Here is a 17,842-nt window from a genome sequence, read left to right as displayed (position 1 = left end):
GATTATTCAAAGAAGCTTTCCTTAGTGGAGCACAAATCAACAGACCTTAATAACACAGTCATTTCAAATAAATTAATGAAATACTTTCTAAATAACATACTAATAATGCCGTGAGTGGATAAAAGGGGTTGTTTAGATGGCAAGAAGAAGAGGTGTTATGTCTACACAGTTTAAAGAGGAACTTGCGAAAGAACTTGGATTTTACGATGTCGTCCAAAAAGAGGGTTGGGGCGGCATACGAGCAAAGGATGCAGGAAATATGGTGAAAAGAGCAGTCGAACTCGCTTCAGAGCAGCTAATGAAAAACAATAGGAACACGTAATAGAAGTAGTTCAGAATGTTTACGCTTTACTAAGCCGCACTTGCTTCTCAATGTTTAAACAAATCAGACACCACGGTAAGGTCAGGGGGAAGAAAGCCCCTGGCCTTTAAATATTATCGCTTGACTTTTTTCCTATTTGAAGTTTTGTGGTAAAATAGGAAAAAATATATGATCGATATAGAAGTGTAGGTGGGCGTTAGTGAAGCTTTTAGTAAAAGCACCAGCCAAAATTAATTTAGCCTTGGATGTTTTGTATAAGCGTCCTGATGGTTTTCATGAGGTTGAAATGATCATGACGACGATTGATTTGGCGGACCGAGTTGAGTTGACATTGTTAGAGCAGGACAAAATACATATTCTTTCCCATAACCGCTATGTTCCTGACGATCAAAGGAATCTAGCCTTTCAAGCGGCTCAATTGCTGAAGGACCGATATCAAGTTAAAAAAGGTGTGCAAATAACAATTGAAAAAACAATCCCTGTTGCGGCTGGGCTGGCTGGAGGAAGCAGTGATGCTGCTGCAACTCTAAGGGGGCTTAATAAACTTTGGGAGCTTGGTTTAACATTGGACGAGTTAGCCAATCTTGGATCTGAAATAGGCTCGGATGTGTCCTTTTGTGTGTATGGTGGGACTGCTTTAGCCAGAGGCAGAGGGGAAATGATTACAGACCTTCCTGCACCGCCAACATGCTGGGTTATTCTAGCGAAACCTTTTATTGGTGTTTCAACCGCCGAAGTTTATCGGCGACTAGATTTAAACGGAATGGAGCATCCAAATATTAACGAAATGGTCAAGGCAATTGAAAACAATGATTATCAAAGCGTTTGTGATCAGGTCGGAAATGTCTTAGAGGATGTAACATTAAAGCTTCATCCGGAGGTAGCACAAATCAAGGAGCAAATGAAGCGTTTCGGTGCGGATGCTGTTTTGATGAGCGGAAGCGGTCCAACCGTTTTTGGAATTGTTCAGCACGATTCGAGAATGCATCGGATATATAATGGTCTAAGGGGTTTTTGTGATCAGGTCTTTGCTGTAAGAATGCTTGGAGAACGACACACTCTTGATTAAAAACGGACAATAGTGATATTCTATATATAGAATATTCGTCTTTTGGGGGATTGTTATGAAGTTTCGCCGCAGTGAACGATTGATTGATATGACAAGCTATTTACTTGACCATCCACGCCAGCTTGTACCGCTTACCTTCTTTGCTGAACGTTACTCTTCTGCGAAATCTTCTATCAGTGAAGACCTAGCAATCGTGAAAGAGACCTTCGAACAAAGAGGTATTGGGACCTTACAAACGGTACCTGGGGCAGCGGGTGGAGTTAAATTTTTTGTAAATGTCAGTGATGATGAGGCAAGGCCATTTGTAAATGAATTATGTTCGTTAATTGCACACCCAGACCGCCTTTTACCTGGGGGATATTTATATTTAACTGATATTTTAGGTGATCCAGCCATTGTTCAAAAAGCCGGCCGGATTATTGCATCAGCCTATGTGAATACGAAGATTGATGTGGTCATGACCGTAGCAACAAAGGGAATTCCTCTTGCTTATGCTGTCGCGAGTCAGTTAAATACACCTGTTGTCATTGTAAGAAGAGATAATAAGGTCACCGAGGGCCCAACTGTTAGTATCAACTATGTTTCTGGATCAGCAAAGAGAATCCAAACAATGGTGCTCTCAAAAAGGAGCTTGGCACAAGGGTCGAAGGTGCTAGTTGTCGATGACTTTATGAAAGCTGGCGGAACCGTAAATGGAATGATCAGTTTACTAGAGGAATTTAATGCTCAAGTAGCTGGAATTGCTGTCTTGGTTGAAGCTGAGAAAATTGAAGAACGTCTCGTCGATGAATACAAATCACTTGTTAAACTGACGGATGTTGATGTAAAAGAAAAAAGGATTCAGGTTACAGAAGGAAACTACTTTAAACGCAGAACGGAGGAATAATATGAAAGTTGTTCAAACCACCCAAGCACCTGCAGCGATCGGACCCTATTCCCAAGGAATGATTGTTAACAATCTTTTTTATAGCTCAGGGCAAATCCCGTTAACAGCTGAGGGCGTAATGATTGAAGGCGGCATAAAGGAACAAACTCACCAAGTTTTTAAAAATTTGGCGGCAGTGCTTTCAGCAGCAGGGGCGTCTTTTGATACCGTTGTTAAGGCGACGGTCTTTATTAAAAGTATGGATGACTTTGCTTTGATAAACGAAGTATATGGTGAATATTTTTCAACGAATAAACCAGCGCGTTCTTGTGTTGAGGTAGCACGGTTACCAAAAGATGCTTTGGTTGAAATTGAAGTAATTGCGCTCGTGAAATAATCACGAGCGTTTTTTTGTCATTTTCACACTATGAATAATATTAATATATCTGACTTTTAAAAATGTTCACTATTTTGCCTAAAATATTTTCAAAAAAATTAATATAAAAGAAGGATTTACTAGATTCCCTGTTGAATTAATAACACTAGCTTTTTAACATAAGAAAAGGGTGTGAGCACATGGAAGTAACAGACGTAAGATTACGCCGTGTTAACACGGATGGTCGTATGAGAGCGATTGCATCAATTACATTAGACAATGAATTCGTTGTTCATGACATCCGCGTTATTGACGGAAACAATGGTTTATTTGTCGCAATGCCAAGTAAACGTACTCCAGACGGAGAATTTCGTGATATTGCGCATCCAATCAACTCAGGGACACGCGGTAAAATTCAAGAGGCTGTTTTGGCTGAGTATCATCGTTTAGGTGAATTAGAAGTAGAATTTGAAGAAGCCGGAGCTTCCTAGAAAGAACTATTCAACTAGAGCCTACTACATAAGTAGTGCTCTTTTTTTATTCCTCCCTATCTCCTCTATCATTCCTTCACTAATTTTTTCAAAATAACAAATTCGGACACTTTTCTTACATTCCTTGAAAAGACTGACTAATTACGTTAATATTTTTAATGGATAAGGCTGTTTTATAAAAGATGTTTGTTAAAATCTTAAAGCTGATTTTAACGTGGAATAAGCTATTTTGAGATTTAGAACGAAGTATACAGGCTCTTTCTCATAAAGTGAAAGCTTTTCATATGAAAATAATGCTCAATTAATTGTATCTTATTTCGAAAAGCAACAACAATTGAGAAAAGAGCCATGGATAAAAAGGTAAATTGGAGGACTGTTCATGCATAATCGTTATGCTGTGATTTTGGCCGCAGGACAAGGTACTCGGATGAAGTCAAAGCTTTATAAAGTATTACATCCTGTATGCGGTAAGCCGATGGTTCAACATGTAGTGGACCAAGTGAAGAAGCTAAACATTCAAGAAATGGTTACCGTAATTGGCCATGGAGCTGAAAAGGTAAAAGGACAATTAGGGGAAGAAAGCCATTATGCCCTTCAAGCAGAGCAGCTTGGGACTGCACATGCCGTAATGCAGGCACAAGAGAGCTTAGAGGGGAAAGAAGGAATTACCATTGTGGTCTGTGGTGACACTCCTCTAATTAAGGCAGAAACGATGGAGTCACTATTTAAACATCATAGAGAACTCTCAGCGAAAGCAACAATTCTTACAGCAAGGATTGATGACCCGACAGGATATGGTCGGATCATTCGAAATGAAAAGGGTTTTGTTGAGAAAATCGTTGAGCATAAAGACGCAACAGAGGCAGAGCGAGAAATAAATGAAATCAATACAGGAACCTACTGCTTTGATAATGCTGCCTTGTTTGAAGCTTTAAAGAAGGTTTCAAATGATAATGTTCAAGGTGAATATTATCTGCCGGATGTCGTAGAAATTCTGAAGAATCAGGGAGAAGTAGTTACGGCTTTCCAAACAAATGATTTAGAAGAGACTCTCGGGGTAAACGACAGAGTTGCTTTGGCTGAAGCAGAAAGAATTATGCGCAGCCGGATAAACGAAAGTCATATGCGAAATGGAGTTACCATTATTGATCCTGCGAATACATACATCGAAGCAGATGTTGTAATTGGGCAGGATACCATTATCCTTCCTGGTACGATTCTAAAAGGCAGGACCGTGATTGGAGCAGAATGCCAAATCGGGCCAAACTCAGAAATTGATACTTGTGAGGTTGGAAATGAAACGGTAATCCGTCAATCCGCGGCCTATAATAGTAGTATTGGATCTCTCGTTAATATAGGGCCCTTTGCACATATTAGACCAGATTCAGCTATTAGTGATGAAGTGAAAATTGGAAACTTTGTTGAAATTAAGAAGGCAGTTTTCGGTAAGGGAAGTAAGGCTTCGCATCTAAGCTATATCGGTGATGCTGAGGTTGGAAGTGATGTAAATATCGGCTGTGGCTCAATAACAGTTAACTATGATGGTAAAAATAAATTCTTAACAAAGATTGAGGATGGAGTATTTATTGGCTGTAATTCCAATTTAGTTGCTCCTGTTACCGTTGGAAAAGGAGCTTATGTAGCTGCGGGTTCAACGATAACAAAGGATGTACCTGGAAATGCATTGTCCATTGCACGTTCACAGCAGGTAAACAAAGAAAATTATGTCGATAAGCTTAATGTGAAAAAATAGGTAGAATATTGGAGGGCATTATGTCGAATCAATACTTAGATCCAAACTTAAAGGTATTCAGTCTGAATTCAAATCTACCGTTAGCAAGAGAGATTGCTAAGGTTATCGGTGTGGAATTAGGAAAAACTTCTGTAACAAGATTTAGTGATGGAGAAATCCAAATTAATATCGAAGAAAGTATCCGCGGTTGTGATGTGTATGTTATACAATCGACTAGTTCTCCAGTCAATGAAAATCTTATGGAAGTACTAATTATGATTGATGCTCTAAAAAGGGCCTCTGCTAAAACAATTAATATTGTTATGCCATACTATGGCTATGCCCGCCAGGACCGTAAAGCACGTGCACGTGAGCCGATTACAGCTAAGTTAGTGGCTAACCTGCTTGAAACAGCAGGTGCAACCCGTATTATCTGCTTAGACTTACACGCACCGCAGATTCAAGGCTTCTTTGAAATTCCAACTGATCACTTAATGGGTGTTCCTATTTTGGCTGATTATTTCCAAAAGAGAAATTTTAAAGGTGACATTGTCATTGTTTCACCTGATCATGGCGGAGTAACGAGAGCTAGAAAATTAGCAGAACGTTTAAAAGCCCCAATTGCGATTATTGACAAACGCCGTCCAAGACCCAATGTTGCTGAGGTTATGAATATTGTTGGTAACATTGAAGGAAAAATTGCTATCCTAATTGATGATATTATCGATACAGCGGGAACTATAACTTTAGCAGCCAACGCTTTAGTCGAGAACGGTGCTTCTGAAGTGTACGCATGCTGTACACATCCTGTTTTATCTGGACCGGCGATGGATCGAATTCAAAATTCAAAAATTAAGGAATTAGTTATCACAAATTCTATTTCTATACCAGAAGAAAAAAAGACTGATAAAATTATTCAACTTTCTGTAGCACCACTACTTGGAGAAGCGATTATCCGTGTCCACGAAGAACAATCTGTAAGTACATTATTCGATTGATTCTTGCTTTTGTACAAAAAAATGGTTTAGACCTTCCTGTTTTGGGGAAATTTTATATAGACAGTTAAGAACAAAACTAGGAAGGTGACTAACATATGAGTACGGTTTTACAAGCAAAGGAACGTAAGGAACTTCGCAGTTCGGAATTAAGGAAAATTAGAGAAACTGGAAATATTCCTGCTGTCATTTATGGCAGGAAGGTAGAAAGCAAACCGGTTTCTGTCAGCTCGGCGGATTTAACAAAAACCATCCGATTAGTAGGCAGGAATGGCGTTATTTCTCTTGACGTTGACGGAAGCAGGCATGATGTTGTTTTATCTGATTACCAAGAGGATTTTATTAAAAAAGAAATCATTCATGTTGATTTTCTTGCCGTTGATAAATCCTCCAAAATTCATGTAACGGTACGACTCGTCCTAACGGGTGATGCAGCTGGAGTTAAGGATGGCGGGGTCCTGCAGCAGCCTGTACATGAACTATCGATTACTTCCACTCCTGATGAGATACCACAGCAAATTGAAGTGGATGTAACGAACCTTCAGGTTGGTGAAACCATGAAGGTTTCCGATATCCTATATCAGGGATCGTTTACGATCAATCATGAGGAAGATGAAGTAATCGCAAGTATCCTTCCTCCTCGACAAGAAGAGGAAATTAATGCAGGTGAGCAGCAAGAAGGCGGCCACCCTGATAACGAAGAAGGCAGAGAAACTAATCCAGTAGGGGAATAAGAAATACAGACGTAACCTAAACATGGTTACGTCTTTTGTCGCATTTGTCACAAAAAAGACGTATTATTAAGTGGGAGAGAATAGGATGCTCCGAAAATTATTTAACAGGTGGACTGAGCCGAAAGAGAGGGAAAAAATGAAATTAATCGTTGGTTTAGGAAACCCTGGGAAACAGTATGAAAAAACGAGACATAATATTGGGTTTGAAGTCATTGACGAGCTTGCAGATAAATTAAATATTCCTTTAAATCAATCAAAATTTAAAGGGCTGTATGGAATGGGTTTTCATAATGGTGAAAAAGTAATTTTACTAAAACCACTGACTTATATGAATCTGTCTGGAGAATCCATTAGAGCGATAATGGACTATTATGAAATTGATCTAGAAGATTTAGTCATTATCTATGATGATCTTGATCTGCCGGTGGGGAAAATCAGGCTCCGTCAAAAAGGAAGTGCTGGCGGTCATAATGGAATCAAGTCCACTGTAGCACATCTTGGAACGCAGGAATTTAACAGAATCAGAATTGGAATTGATCGGCCGAGGAATGGGATGAAGGTTCCAGATTATGTACTGGGGCGCTTTCACGAAGTTGAATGGGGATTAACAAAAGAGTCAGTACAAAAGAGTGCTGAGGCATGTAAAACATGGTTAGAAAAGCCCTTTATACAGGTGATGAACGAATATAATCAGTAAAAAGTTCATGGGACAACCTTTCCTTTCATAAAATAAACTAATTCTCCTTTTTTGTAATGAAAACGAATGAATAACTTACCCTTTCTACGTAAATACTATTAACAATAGTAGAATAGGGAGGGTACCTAAGTGGCCATTCATTACCATTGCCGGCATTGCGGTACAAATTTAGGTTCCATTGAACAGTCATCGATACACAGTGAAGCACTCGGCCTTCATAAATTAACGGAACAGGAAAGGCAAGAGATGGTCGCATATGACGTGACTGGGAATATTCATATTACAGCCATTTGTGAGGATTGTCAGGAGGCATTAGAAAGAAATCCAGATTATCACCAATATGATTTCCTCATTCATTAATCAGCTTTGGAAGCACTCCAAAGCATTTTTCTATTTTTAATAAACACTAAAAATAAAGTTAATATAGTCTGAATACGAAGAAAAGATTCAAAGAGAGGAGGAACGAGCTTTTGAAAGGCTTAAAATCATTATTTCTAGATCAGGAAGATGTCAACTCCATCATATCTGGAGTTCAGGAAGGCTTGAAAGAGCAGCTAATTGCTGGATTATCGGGTTCATCAAGGACGGTACTAACGGCTGCTATTTATGAGCAGATGAAAAGACCGATTCTCTTTATCACCCATAATCTATTGCAAGCACAAAAACTCTATGACGATATTGTAAATCTATTAAGTGAGGATGATGTTTTTCTATTTCCTGCCAATGAATTAATTGCAGCTGAGATGAGTATTGCCAGTCCAGAGTTAAAGGCACAAAGAATCGAAGCCTTAAACCATTTGAGTAAAAGGGACAAAGGAATTATTATCGTTCCTGCTGCTGGGCTAAGAAAGGTCATTCCGCCAAAATCTTTGTGGAAAAAGTATCAGCTGTCGTTTAAACTAGGCGATGATTTAGATGTTACAAAGGTCCTCAATACTTTTGTTAAGATGGGATATGTTCGGTCCGAAATGGTGTCAACACCAGGAGAGTTTAGTATAAGGGGCGGGATTATTGATATTTATCCGCTTACTGTCAGTAATCCTATAAGAATTGAATTATTTGATACAGAGATTGATTCAATCCGCTACTTTTCCTTAGAAGACCAGCGTTCTATCGAGAAAACAGCTGAAGTTTTGATTGGTCCTGCAACAGAAGTCCTTTTTGAAGCAGAGGATTATAGCAGGTTAATTGGAAAGCTTGAGGATGGGCTGGGTAAAAGTCTTAGAAAATTAAAGGACGATAAAGCAAAGATACAGCTCTCACAAAATATAAGTTTTGAGCTCGAACAGCTAAAAAATGGCCACAAACCAGACCAGGTATTTAAATATCTTTCACTTGCATATGAAGGCGATAGTAGTTTACTAGACTATCTCCCGCGCGATGGAATGGTATTTATTGATGAAATAAGCCGGGTTCAAGAGATGAATGACTCATTAATTAAAGAAGAGGCGGAATGGTATACTGCTCTCTTAGGGGAGGGTCAAATTATTCATGATTTGACTATTTCCCATGACTTACCGAATTTACTTCATAAAAAAGAGTTTCCGATTCTTTATATGAGTTTGTTTTTACGCCATGTTGCAAATACGAGTCCGCAAAATATCATTAATGTTTCTTGTAAACAAATGCAGAATTTCCATGGTCAAATGCATCTACTAAAAGCAGAAGTTGACAGGTGGAAAAAAGGAAATTACTCCATTCTCTTTTTAGGTGCAGATGATGATAGAGTTAAAAAATTAGAGCGAGTTTTAGAGGATTATGAAATAGAAGCTTCTATTTCACGAAGCGATCAGCAGCTTTTACCTGGAAAAGTGCAGATTATGAAGGGGAACCTGCAAACTGGATTTGAGCTTTCCATTCAGAAGATAGCTGTCATTACGGAAGAGGAGCTTTTTACAAAACGTGTCAAAAAGTCTGCCAACAGACAAAAGCTCTCAAATGCTGAAAGGATTAAGAGTTATTCCGAACTTAAAATTGGCGATTATGTTGTCCATGTTAATCATGGAATAGGAAAATACTTAGGAATTGAAACTCTCGTTATTAACGGTGTTCATAAGGATTATCTCCACCTCCGCTATCATGGGACGGATAAGCTTTATGTTCCTGTCGAACAAATAGACCTTGTTCAAAAGTATGTGGCTTCCGAAGGAAAAGAGCCGAAAATTTATAAACTGGGCGGCAGTGATTGGAAAAAGGTAAAAAAGAAAGTTCAATCCTCTGTTCAAGACATTGCGGATGATTTAATTAAGCTTTATGCAGAACGTGAAGCAGCCGTTGGTTATGCCTTTTCTCCGGATGGGGATATGCAAAGGGAGTTTGAAACCGCTTTTGCGTACCAAGAAACGGAAGATCAGCTTCGCTCCATTCATGAAATTAAGATCGATATGGAAAGAGCTAGACCAATGGACCGCTTGCTTTGTGGAGACGTGGGTTATGGAAAAACGGAGGTAGCCATTCGAGCCGCCTTCAAAGCGATAGCAGATGGCAAGCAAGTCGCACTCCTTGTACCTACAACGATCTTAGCACAGCAGCACTATGAAACGATGAGAGAAAGATTCCAAGACTACCCAATCAATATTGGTCTGTTAAGTCGCTTCCGCTCGAAAAAGCAACAAACCGAAACCATCAAAGGATTAAAGGCAGGAACGGTCGATGTGGTCGTTGGAACACACCGTATTCTTTCAAAGGATATCATTTATCGTGATTTAGGTTTATTAATTATCGATGAAGAGCAAAGATTTGGGGTGACCCATAAAGAAAAAATTAAAAGATTAAAGACAAATATTGATGTTTTAACATTGACAGCAACCCCAATCCCGAGAACGCTGCATATGTCCATGCTTGGCGTTCGCGATTTATCGGTTATTGAGACACCGCCTGAGAACCGTTTTCCTGTACAAACTTATGTGATGGAGTACAATGGATCGCTTGTCAGAGAGGCGATTGAAAGGGAGTTAGCACGTGACGGACAAGTATACTTTTTATATAACAGAGTAGAGGATATTGAGCGTAAGGCAGAAGAAATATCTATGCTTGTTCCTGATGCAAGAGTTACTTTCGCTCATGGGCAAATGTCAGAAAATGAATTAGAATCCGTCATGCTCAGCTTTCTATCGGGAGAGTTTGATGTGTTGGTCAGCACAACCATCATCGAAACAGGGGTAGATATTCCGAATGTAAACACGCTGATTGTCTATGATGCTGATAGAATGGGACTTTCTCAGCTTTATCAGCTGAGGGGCCGTGTTGGAAGGTCAAATCGTGTTGCGTATGCTTATTTCACGCACCGAAAGGATAAAGTATTAACTGAAGTGGCAGAAAAGCGTCTCCAGGCTATTAAGGAATTTACTGAACTTGGTTCTGGTTTCAAAATTGCTATGCGTGACTTATCAATTAGGGGAGCTGGTAATTTACTAGGGGCGCAGCAGCATGGATTTATTGACTCAGTAGGATTTGATCTTTATTCGCAAATGCTGAAAGAGGCAATTGAAGAAAGAAGAGGCGACTTGAATGCTGAGAAAAAGGCAACTGTTGAAATTGACTTAGAAATAGATGCTTATATTCCTGATACCTACATTAAAGATGGCCATCAAAAAATTGAAATGTATAAGCGATTTAGAGGTTTGCTAACATTAGAGGATATTGAGGAGCTTCAAGCGGAAATGCTCGATCGTTTTGGAGAATATCCTGAAGAAGTCGATTATCTATTCCAAGTGGCAGAAATGAAAATTTATGCACTGCTTGCGGGTGTCGAAATCATAAAGCAAGCAAAACAGGAAGTAAGCATTATCGTAAATGAACAAGCCAGCAGTACGATTGACGGACAAAAGGTATTTGCTATCAGCAGTAAATATCCACGAATGATTGGGCTGGGAATGGAAGGTCAGAAGCTTAAAATGACCCTGCAAATTAAAGGATTAGAGCCAGCATACTGGATAAATGTAGCATTTGAAATGATTAAAGGTCTTCAAGCAGCGAAAAAGGGTCAAAAGAACCCTGTTTAACTATTATTATAATGGGATTATTTTCCTGTTTGTGAAAAAATATTGCGAATGTGTATAGAACTTTCCAGATGAAAGATACTAAGTTCAAAGTTGGTGATGATTCCTACAAAAGGAAAGAATATCATTACCAAGTTAGTTAAATCATCAGATGAAAGTGAGGCAACATTGGATGAAAGCAACTGGAATAGTTCGTCGAATCGATGATTTGGGTCGTGTTGTCATTCCCAAAGAAATACGCAGGACTCTGCGTATCCGTGAGGGGGATCCGTTAGAGATCTTTGTTGATCGAGATGGAGAAGTAATCTTAAAGAAGTATTCACCAATCAGCGAGTTAAGCGATTTTGCCAAAGAATACGCAGAAGCTCTATTTGACAGCCTCGGAAACCCAGTATTAATTTGTGATAGAGATAGTTATATTGCGTTAGCAGGAAGTTCTAAAAAGGATTATTTAAATAAAAATATAAGCGATTTAGTGGAAAAAACAATGGAAGACCGTAATTCAGTTTTAGTTACACAGCAAGGTGATATTGCCTTAGCGGATGGGAATGATGAAACCATCTCATCTTATACAATTGGACCAATCATTGCAAATGGTGACCCAATTGGAGCTGTTATTATTTATGCAAAAGAAGGTACACTTGGTGAAGTCGAGAAAAAAGCTGTTGAAACCGCTGCTGGATTTTTAGCAAGACAAATGGAATCTTAGAACTAATAATATTTTCACAAATAAAAGAGACAGCAAAAGCTGTCTTTTTTATTTGCCTTGTAATCAAGCCTCAGCTCCCGATTACGGCGTTTTCGCTTTTTATTCTATGATATAATACTTTGGAGTTTAGTTAGTTAGGAGATAGGAAATGAAGCCCGTAAATCAATCGAAGGCTCTTTTTAGAGGGGCTTTCATTTTAGCACTTGCAGCACTGATAACAAAAATTCTAAGTGCTGTTTATCGGATTCCGTTTCAAAATATTGTCGGGGATGTTGGCTTTTACATATATCAGCAGGTTTATCCGTTCTATGGTCTTGCCATTGTGCTCGCAACAACAGGTTTTCCGGTTGTTATCTCTAAACTGTACGCAGAGCAAAGAGAAAAAAGAGATCCCGAGAAAACAAGAAGACTTTTATTCATCTCATTTATTATCCTGCAGTTATTTGGACTTTTATGTTTCCTTATCCTTTACTTTGGTGCTGGTTATATTGCAAGCTGGATGAATGATGAGAAGTTGGCCATCTTACTAAAAGTTGTTTCGATTGTTTTTTTACTTTTTCCGATTGTATCTATCTTAAGAGGCTACTTCCAGGGAAAAGGAGATATGCTGCCCACTGCATTATCACAGGTTGGCGAACAATTAATAAGAGCCTTTACGATTCTCTTCTTTGCCTATAGTCTCACGCAGTTTGGATATTCACTTTATCTTATCGGCGGCGGTGCCATGTTTGGGTCGATTACAGGAATGATGATATCAGCGATTATTTTGTTTACATTCCTTTATATACGTAAAGAATGGAGGATAATTGCTCCAAGAAAAGGGATGCTTAAAGGTTATCAACGAGAGGTTAGTGTTATTTTTAAAACCCTCGCCTTTCAAGGCCTAACAATCTGTATTAGTGGAATGCTAATGATTTTTATACAAATGGCAGATGCCATGAACCTATATTCGTTACTTACAGAAAACGGAAATGATAAGGATATGGCAAAGGCAGTAAAGGGAGTATTCGACCGCGGGCAGCCATTAATTCAATTAGGAACCATTGTTTCTGCTTCGATGTCCTTATCTCTCGTACCGTTGATTACAAGTGCAAGAATAAAAAAAGATATTTCATTCTTACAGGATAAAATTCAGTTGGCCATTCGGATAAGTATCGTCATTGGGGTCGGAGCATCTGTAGGTCTTTGGGCCATTATTGAACCAGTCAATATCATGTTATTTGAGGATAACTCAGGCTCGTCAGTATTAGGAATATTAAGTTTTGTGATTCTCCTTAGCTCCATTATTACAACGATTATAGCCATTATGCAGGGGCTGGGATCATTACTTTTTCCAGCTGCTGTTGTTCTAGCAACCTTTCCTTTAAAGTATATTCTTAATGCTTTATTTGTTCCGATATTTGGAACAATGGGGGCGGCTTTCGCTACCTTAATCACTTTGGCCTTGGTTTGTTTGCTATTATATGTAAAATTTAAAAGGCTGCAGTCCAGTACGGTGCTGACGGTTCACTTTCTAGGAACACTTTTGACAGCAGCATTATTGATGATATTACTATTAAAAGGCTGCCTAGCCTTAACCAATACGATTACAATACCGGACGGTACCGAAAGATTAATGGCAGCCATCCAGGCTTTAGGGTGTGCTTTTTTGGGAGGCTTCCTTTTCTTATTTATTATTATTAGAGGAGGAGTATTTTTAGAAAAAGAACTATCACTATTTCCTTTCGGCAGCAAATTAAGCCTTTTATTACCTAAGAAGAATAGGAGTTAAAAGATGATGGGCAAATCAATTGAAATACTCGGTTTGGGGGCGGGCGACCTTGAACAGCTACCCTATGGTGTTTACAAAAAATTAAAGAGTGCAAAACATGTTTATTTAAGGACGAAAGAACATCCTGTTGTGGATGAATTAGTTCAAGAAGGACTGAACTATACATCCTTTGATTCCATCTATGAAAAGCATGACCAATTTGAGGAAGTATATCAGGAGATTGTCCAAACCTTATTGCAAAAAGCAAACGGGGAACAGGTGATTTATGCAGTGCCTGGTCATCCACTTGTTGCCGAGCGGACTGTCCAGTTACTTTTGGAATATGGACCTAAAGACGATATCGATATCATCATAGGTGGAGGTCAAAGCTTTGTTGATGCTCTCTTTCAATCATTAAAAATAGATCCAGTGGACGGTTTCCAACTTCTTGATGGAACCGCCCTTCAATCCCACCAGCTGCAAATCAACCAGCATATGTTTATCAGTCAGGTTTATGATCAGTTTGTAGCCTCTAATATTAAGCTGACGCTTATGGAAAGACTTCCTGATGATTATGAAGTGGTCATTGTTTCTGCAGCAGGAAGCAGCAATGAACGACTTGAGCGGGTACCTTTGTATGAATTGGATCGAAAGGTAACTCTTGATAACCTTACTTCTGTCTATGTTCCTCCCGTACAGGATGAACAAATTATGTTGAAAACCTTTTCTAAGCTGCGAGAGATAATAGCAGTATTAAGAGGCCCAAATGGCTGTCCATGGGATAAGGAACAAACACATGAATCCTTGAAGAAATATCTAATTGAAGAGACGTATGAAGTAATTGAAGCAATCGATAGCGGGGATATTGACCATTTAGTCGAAGAACTTGGTGATGTCTTGCTCCAAGTGATGCTCCACTCCCAGATTGGGGAGGATGAAGGTTATTTTGCAATCGAAGATGTGATAGAGGGAATCTCTGCAAAAATGATTCGCAGACACCCACATGTCTTTGGAAATAAAGTAGTTGAGGATTCAGAAGAAGTCCTTCGAAACTGGCAGGAAATAAAGAAGCAGGAAAAAGGAGAGACAGAAGCCTCTCTTCTTGATGGTGTTTCCAAATCAATGCCGAATTTATTAAGAGCTTACGAAATTCAGAAGAAAGCGGCGAAAGTTGGCTTTGATTGGCAGGAAATAACACCAGCTTTAGAGAAAGTGAAAGAAGAGCTAGTGGAATTTGAGAATGAGATAAACAAAGAAAGCCTTATAGACGCAAAAAAAGAATTTGGCGATATCCTGTTTGCCTTCGTTAATGTAGCAAGATTTTTAAAAATTCATCCCGAAGAAGCATTATTTGAAACCAATGAAAAGTTTATTAGAAGGTTTCGTTATATTGAAGAAAAAGTAATGGAAAGCAAAAAGCCGATAGAGGACCATTCCTTAGAGGAGCTAGATCGGTTTTGGGATGAAGCGAAATTAAAGGGATTATAGAAATGGGGGACTATTGAATGAGACTAGATAAGTATTTAAAGGTATCAAGATTAATCAAAAGAAGAACATTGGCAAAAGAAGTATCCGATCAGGGAAGAATTCTCATAAATGGGAAAGAAGCAAAAGCTAGTTCAACGGTTAAAGTTGGTGATGAGCTGACAATCCGTCTTGGACAAAGACTGGTTACAGCAAGAATTGATCAGATTCAAGATACCACTCGAAAAGAAGCTGCTGCTGAAATGTACACGATTATCAAAGATGAAAGAATCGGGGAATCACAGTTCTAAGTGTAACAACTATAAAGGCTTGTTCTAATTCATTTGCCCTTTACATAAAAATGTACTAAAGGTTGTTCAAATGATTGTGAGGGATGAATAATGAGCCAATATTATGAAACAAACCCTGTCAAAAGCACTGTTCCAGAGCATGATGTCATCATGAGAGGAAGGAAACTCCTCGATATAACAGGTGTTAAACAAGTAGAAAGCTTTGATAATGAGGAGTTCTTATTAGAAACCTCAATGGGTTTTTTAGCAATCAAAGGGCAAAATCTTCAAATGAAAAACTTGGATGTGGAAAAAGGAATTGTCTCCATTAAGGGAAAGATATTCGATTTAGTTTACCTAGACGAACAGCATGGGGAGAAAGCTAAAGGTTTCTTTAGTAAGTTATTCCGATGACCCTCTCCACTCAATTCCTCACCATGCTTTCGATGATTGGGATGGGGTCGCTGTTTGGTGTAATGTTTGATACCTATCAGCGTTTCTTAGATCGCCCTAATCGAAAGTCATGGATTGTTTTTTTTAATGACTTGTTATTTTGGGTCATTCAAGCACTGATTATCTTTTATATCTTATTCCTTGTGAACAATGGAGAATTACGTTTCTACATTTTTGTTGCCCTCCTTTGTGGTTTTGCTGCCTATCAAAGTTTATTTAAAGGTATTTATCTAAGGTTGCTTGAATTCATAATTAATACGGTAATTGCCATTTACAGATTTATGAGAAGGGCGTTTCAACTACTTATCTATAAACCTGTCCTTGGTCTAATCCAGTTGGTTATTTCCATTATCATCTTACTTGGCAGGGGGCTCTTTTCCCTTGTCAAATTTGTTTTAAAGATTTTATCGGTTGTTCTTAGGGTAATTTGGGTACCAATTGAAAAAATAGTGTTACTTCTATGGAAACTTTTGCCGAAAACTATTAAAAAATCCGTCGAGAAGTTATATAATAAAACGGCAGGAATTTTTATGGAAATCAAGAATTATTTACTAAAGTTAATGAAAAAGTGGAAAAAACCAAAAAAATAAGGGGGGAAGGGAAAATGAGCTCAGTAGGAGATAAGAATATAGCAAAAATACAAACCACTTATGTACACCAACAAGAAATCGCAGAAATTGCATCAGCTAGAAAAAGAAAGCTTCTATTCCGAAGGCTATCCTTGTTCTTAGTTTTCGCTGCTTTGATGTCCTATTTAATGATTACGAGCTTTATTTCCCAGTCCTCCACATTAGATAAAAAAGTGGCACAAAAGAAACAGCTGGAACAACAGATGACTCAATTAAAAAAACAGCAGGAAATCCTGAAAGAAGATATCGTTAAGTTAAATGATGATGATTACCTTGCTAAACTTGCTAGAAAAGAATATTTCTTCTCTGAAAACGGTGAAATTATCTTTAATATTCCGGAAGAAAATAAAGGTAAAAACAACCAATAACTAGTCTTATTGACACTTATTTTTCCCATTTTGTATAATATAAATTAAGTATGATTTTTTTATTTTCTTAAGGAGGAAAATTCTTTTTATGTCAATCGAAGTAGGCAGCAAGTTACAAGGAAAGGTCACAGGGATTACAAAATTCGGAGCTTTTGTGGAGCTGCCTGATGGCTCAACTGGACTCGTACACATCAGTGAGGTTGCTGATAATTATGTGAAAGATATCAATGATCATCTTAAAGTTGGTGACCAAGTAGAAGTTAAAGTCATGAATGTTGAAAAAGATGGGAAAATTGGCCTTTCTATAAAAAAAGCAATTGATAAACCAGAGGCTCAGCAAAAGTACCGTTCACACTCGAGCTCACATTCACAACGCCCTCGTCAGAACAGGTCAAATGATCGAAATGCTCCAAGAGTAGAGACGTTTGAGTCAAAAATGGCGAAGTTTTTAAAAGATAGTGAAGATCGTTTAACTTCTTTAAAACGTCATACAGAATCTAAGCGTGGCGGAAGAGGAGCTAAAAGAGGTTAACTTGTTGCTTATATTAAAATATTAATTTAGAAAGACAGGTCTAGCGGCTTGTCTTTTTTGTTTCGAAAATTCTTATTGACATCTATTTTCACTCTATAGTAATATATAGCTTGTGCCTTAAATACTTGGCGGTGTAGCTCAGCTGGCTAGAGCGTACGGTTCATACCCGTAAGGTCGGGGGTTCGATCCCCTCCGCCGCTATAAAAAAAGAAGTACCGATTCTTAATCGGTGCTTCTTTTTTTTTTGTAAAAAATATTCCTTATTCCGACACCATTTCAATTTGTCAACATTAATTGAATAAATATAGTGGAAACCGTCGAACGAAACTTTGCATACGTTCACTAATCTGACAAAATTTTGAATC

19 protein-coding genes and 1 tRNA gene are annotated in these 17,842 nt (G+C 38.4%); all 20 read left to right on the top strand.

Going from position 1 to position 17,842, the window contains the following annotated elements; translation table 11 throughout:
* Positions 1-136: 136 nt before the first annotated feature.
* The 20 genes from CHI06_RS21850 to CHI06_RS21755 all read left to right on the top strand — a co-directional run bounded on the left by CHI06_RS21850 (position 137) and on the right by CHI06_RS21755 (position 17,678).
* Entirely contained in the window at positions 137-322 is a 186-nt protein-coding gene (locus CHI06_RS21850) for a small, acid-soluble spore protein, alpha/beta type (protein ID WP_095250682.1), read from the top strand.
* Positions 323-521: 199 nt separating this feature from the next.
* On the top strand, positions 522-1,391 hold the full coding sequence (ispE, locus tag CHI06_RS21845) for a 4-(cytidine 5'-diphospho)-2-C-methyl-D-erythritol kinase (RefSeq protein ID WP_095250681.1): 870 nt from the start codon (positions 522-524) through the stop codon (positions 1,389-1,391).
* 55 nt (positions 1,392-1,446) lie between these two features.
* Positions 1,447-2,277 (top strand): pur operon repressor, encoded by an 831-nt coding sequence (purR, locus tag CHI06_RS21840; RefSeq protein WP_095250680.1) that lies wholly within the window; start codon positions 1,447-1,449, stop codon positions 2,275-2,277.
* Position 2,278: 1 nt separating this feature from the next.
* Positions 2,279-2,653 (top strand): RidA family protein, encoded by a 375-nt coding sequence (locus CHI06_RS21835; protein ID WP_095250679.1) that lies wholly within the window; start codon positions 2,279-2,281, stop codon positions 2,651-2,653.
* Positions 2,654-2,832: 179 nt separating this feature from the next.
* Positions 2,833-3,123, top strand: a complete 291-nt coding sequence (gene spoVG, locus CHI06_RS21830) for a septation regulator SpoVG (RefSeq protein ID WP_003347151.1) — start codon at positions 2,833-2,835, stop codon at positions 3,121-3,123.
* Between the two features lie 379 nt (positions 3,124-3,502).
* A complete protein-coding gene (gene glmU, locus CHI06_RS21825) occupies positions 3,503-4,876 on the top strand; it encodes a bifunctional UDP-N-acetylglucosamine diphosphorylase/glucosamine-1-phosphate N-acetyltransferase GlmU (RefSeq protein WP_095250678.1) in 1,374 nt (457 codons plus the stop codon).
* Between the two features lie 20 nt (positions 4,877-4,896).
* Positions 4,897-5,853, top strand: coding sequence for a ribose-phosphate diphosphokinase (locus CHI06_RS21820; protein ID WP_095250677.1), 957 nt, complete (start codon positions 4,897-4,899; stop codon positions 5,851-5,853).
* Positions 5,854-5,948: 95 nt separating this feature from the next.
* The gene (locus CHI06_RS21815) at positions 5,949-6,584 is read left to right on the top strand and encodes a 50S ribosomal protein L25/general stress protein Ctc (RefSeq protein WP_095250676.1); all 636 of its coding nucleotides are present in this window, start codon (positions 5,949-5,951) and stop codon (positions 6,582-6,584) included.
* A 136-nt stretch (positions 6,585-6,720) separates the two neighbouring features.
* A complete protein-coding gene (gene pth / locus CHI06_RS21810; RefSeq protein ID WP_095250685.1) occupies positions 6,721-7,281 on the top strand; it encodes an aminoacyl-tRNA hydrolase in 561 nt (186 codons plus the stop codon).
* A 129-nt stretch (positions 7,282-7,410) separates the two neighbouring features.
* Entirely contained in the window at positions 7,411-7,641 is a 231-nt protein-coding gene (locus tag CHI06_RS21805; protein WP_095250675.1) for an anti-sigma-F factor Fin family protein, read from the top strand.
* Between the two features lie 110 nt (positions 7,642-7,751).
* A complete protein-coding gene (gene mfd / locus CHI06_RS21800; protein WP_095250674.1) occupies positions 7,752-11,285 on the top strand; it encodes a transcription-repair coupling factor in 3,534 nt (1,177 codons plus the stop codon).
* 169 nt (positions 11,286-11,454) lie between these two features.
* Positions 11,455-11,991: a stage V sporulation protein T gene (spoVT, locus tag CHI06_RS21795; protein ID WP_095250673.1), complete on the top strand. Its 537-nt coding sequence runs from the start codon at positions 11,455-11,457 to the stop codon at positions 11,989-11,991.
* A 148-nt stretch (positions 11,992-12,139) separates the two neighbouring features.
* Positions 12,140-13,762: a putative polysaccharide biosynthesis protein gene (locus tag CHI06_RS21790; RefSeq protein WP_095250672.1), complete on the top strand. Its 1,623-nt coding sequence runs from the start codon at positions 12,140-12,142 to the stop codon at positions 13,760-13,762.
* 6 nt (positions 13,763-13,768) lie between these two features.
* On the top strand, positions 13,769-15,229 hold the full coding sequence (gene mazG, locus CHI06_RS21785; RefSeq protein WP_095250684.1) for a nucleoside triphosphate pyrophosphohydrolase: 1,461 nt from the start codon (positions 13,769-13,771) through the stop codon (positions 15,227-15,229).
* Between the two features lie 17 nt (positions 15,230-15,246).
* Entirely contained in the window at positions 15,247-15,516 is a 270-nt protein-coding gene (locus CHI06_RS21780; RefSeq protein ID WP_090767940.1) for an RNA-binding S4 domain-containing protein, read from the top strand.
* 90 nt (positions 15,517-15,606) lie between these two features.
* The gene (gene yabP, locus CHI06_RS21775; protein WP_095250671.1) at positions 15,607-15,909 is read left to right on the top strand and encodes a sporulation protein YabP; all 303 of its coding nucleotides are present in this window, start codon (positions 15,607-15,609) and stop codon (positions 15,907-15,909) included.
* Positions 15,906-16,538 carry a spore cortex biosynthesis protein YabQ gene (gene yabQ, locus CHI06_RS21770; RefSeq protein WP_095250670.1) on the top strand — a complete coding sequence of 211 codons (633 nt, stop codon included), beginning with the start codon at positions 15,906-15,908 and terminating at the stop codon, positions 16,536-16,538. Before yabP ends, yabQ begins: the two co-directional genes overlap by 4 nt.
* A gap of 14 nt (positions 16,539-16,552) precedes the next feature.
* Entirely contained in the window at positions 16,553-16,945 is a 393-nt protein-coding gene (locus CHI06_RS21765) for an FtsB family cell division protein (RefSeq protein ID WP_095250669.1), read from the top strand.
* Between the two features lie 88 nt (positions 16,946-17,033).
* Positions 17,034-17,477, top strand: a complete 444-nt coding sequence (locus tag CHI06_RS21760; RefSeq protein WP_095250668.1) for a S1 domain-containing RNA-binding protein — start codon at positions 17,034-17,036, stop codon at positions 17,475-17,477.
* 127 nt (positions 17,478-17,604) lie between these two features.
* Positions 17,605-17,678, top strand: a tRNA-Met gene (locus tag CHI06_RS21755).
* Positions 17,679-17,842: the final 164 nt, after the last annotated feature.

Origin of the sequence: Bacillus sp. 7884-1 (assembly GCF_002272245.1) — a bacterium.
Taxonomy (GTDB): Bacteria; Bacillota; Bacilli; order Bacillales; family Cytobacillaceae; genus Neobacillus.
Note: the sequence above shows the minus strand (reverse complement) of the source record. Positions and strands in the feature narration are given on the sequence as shown.

What these genes read in the sequence shown, in the direction of transcription:
- CHI06_RS21760 (WP_095250668.1), top strand. Translation starts at nt 17,034, where the DNA reads ATGTCAATCGAAGTAGGCAGCAAGTTACAAGGAAAGGTCACAGGGATT.
- yabP (WP_095250671.1), top strand. Translation starts at nt 15,607, where the DNA reads ATGAGCCAATATTATGAAACAAACCCTGTCAAAAGCACTGTTCCAGAG.
- CHI06_RS21835 (WP_095250679.1), top strand. Translation starts at nt 2,279, where the DNA reads ATGAAAGTTGTTCAAACCACCCAAGCACCTGCAGCGATCGGACCCTAT.
- CHI06_RS21815 (WP_095250676.1), top strand. Translation starts at nt 5,949, where the DNA reads ATGAGTACGGTTTTACAAGCAAAGGAACGTAAGGAACTTCGCAGTTCG.
- CHI06_RS21850 (WP_095250682.1), top strand. Translation starts at nt 137, where the DNA reads ATGGCAAGAAGAAGAGGTGTTATGTCTACACAGTTTAAAGAGGAACTT.
- purR (WP_095250680.1), top strand. Translation starts at nt 1,447, where the DNA reads ATGAAGTTTCGCCGCAGTGAACGATTGATTGATATGACAAGCTATTTA.
- CHI06_RS21780 (WP_090767940.1), top strand. Translation starts at nt 15,247, where the DNA reads ATGAGACTAGATAAGTATTTAAAGGTATCAAGATTAATCAAAAGAAGA.
- spoVT (WP_095250673.1), top strand. Translation starts at nt 11,455, where the DNA reads ATGAAAGCAACTGGAATAGTTCGTCGAATCGATGATTTGGGTCGTGTT.
- mazG (WP_095250684.1), top strand. Translation starts at nt 13,769, where the DNA reads ATGGGCAAATCAATTGAAATACTCGGTTTGGGGGCGGGCGACCTTGAA.
- pth (WP_095250685.1), top strand. Translation starts at nt 6,721, where the DNA reads ATGAAATTAATCGTTGGTTTAGGAAACCCTGGGAAACAGTATGAAAAA.
- glmU (WP_095250678.1), top strand. Translation starts at nt 3,503, where the DNA reads ATGCATAATCGTTATGCTGTGATTTTGGCCGCAGGACAAGGTACTCGG.
- CHI06_RS21820 (WP_095250677.1), top strand. Translation starts at nt 4,897, where the DNA reads ATGTCGAATCAATACTTAGATCCAAACTTAAAGGTATTCAGTCTGAAT.
- CHI06_RS21790 (WP_095250672.1), top strand. Translation starts at nt 12,140, where the DNA reads ATGAAGCCCGTAAATCAATCGAAGGCTCTTTTTAGAGGGGCTTTCATT.
- CHI06_RS21765 (WP_095250669.1), top strand. Translation starts at nt 16,553, where the DNA reads ATGAGCTCAGTAGGAGATAAGAATATAGCAAAAATACAAACCACTTAT.
- spoVG (WP_003347151.1), top strand. Translation starts at nt 2,833, where the DNA reads ATGGAAGTAACAGACGTAAGATTACGCCGTGTTAACACGGATGGTCGT.
- yabQ (WP_095250670.1), top strand. Translation starts at nt 15,906, where the DNA reads ATGACCCTCTCCACTCAATTCCTCACCATGCTTTCGATGATTGGGATG.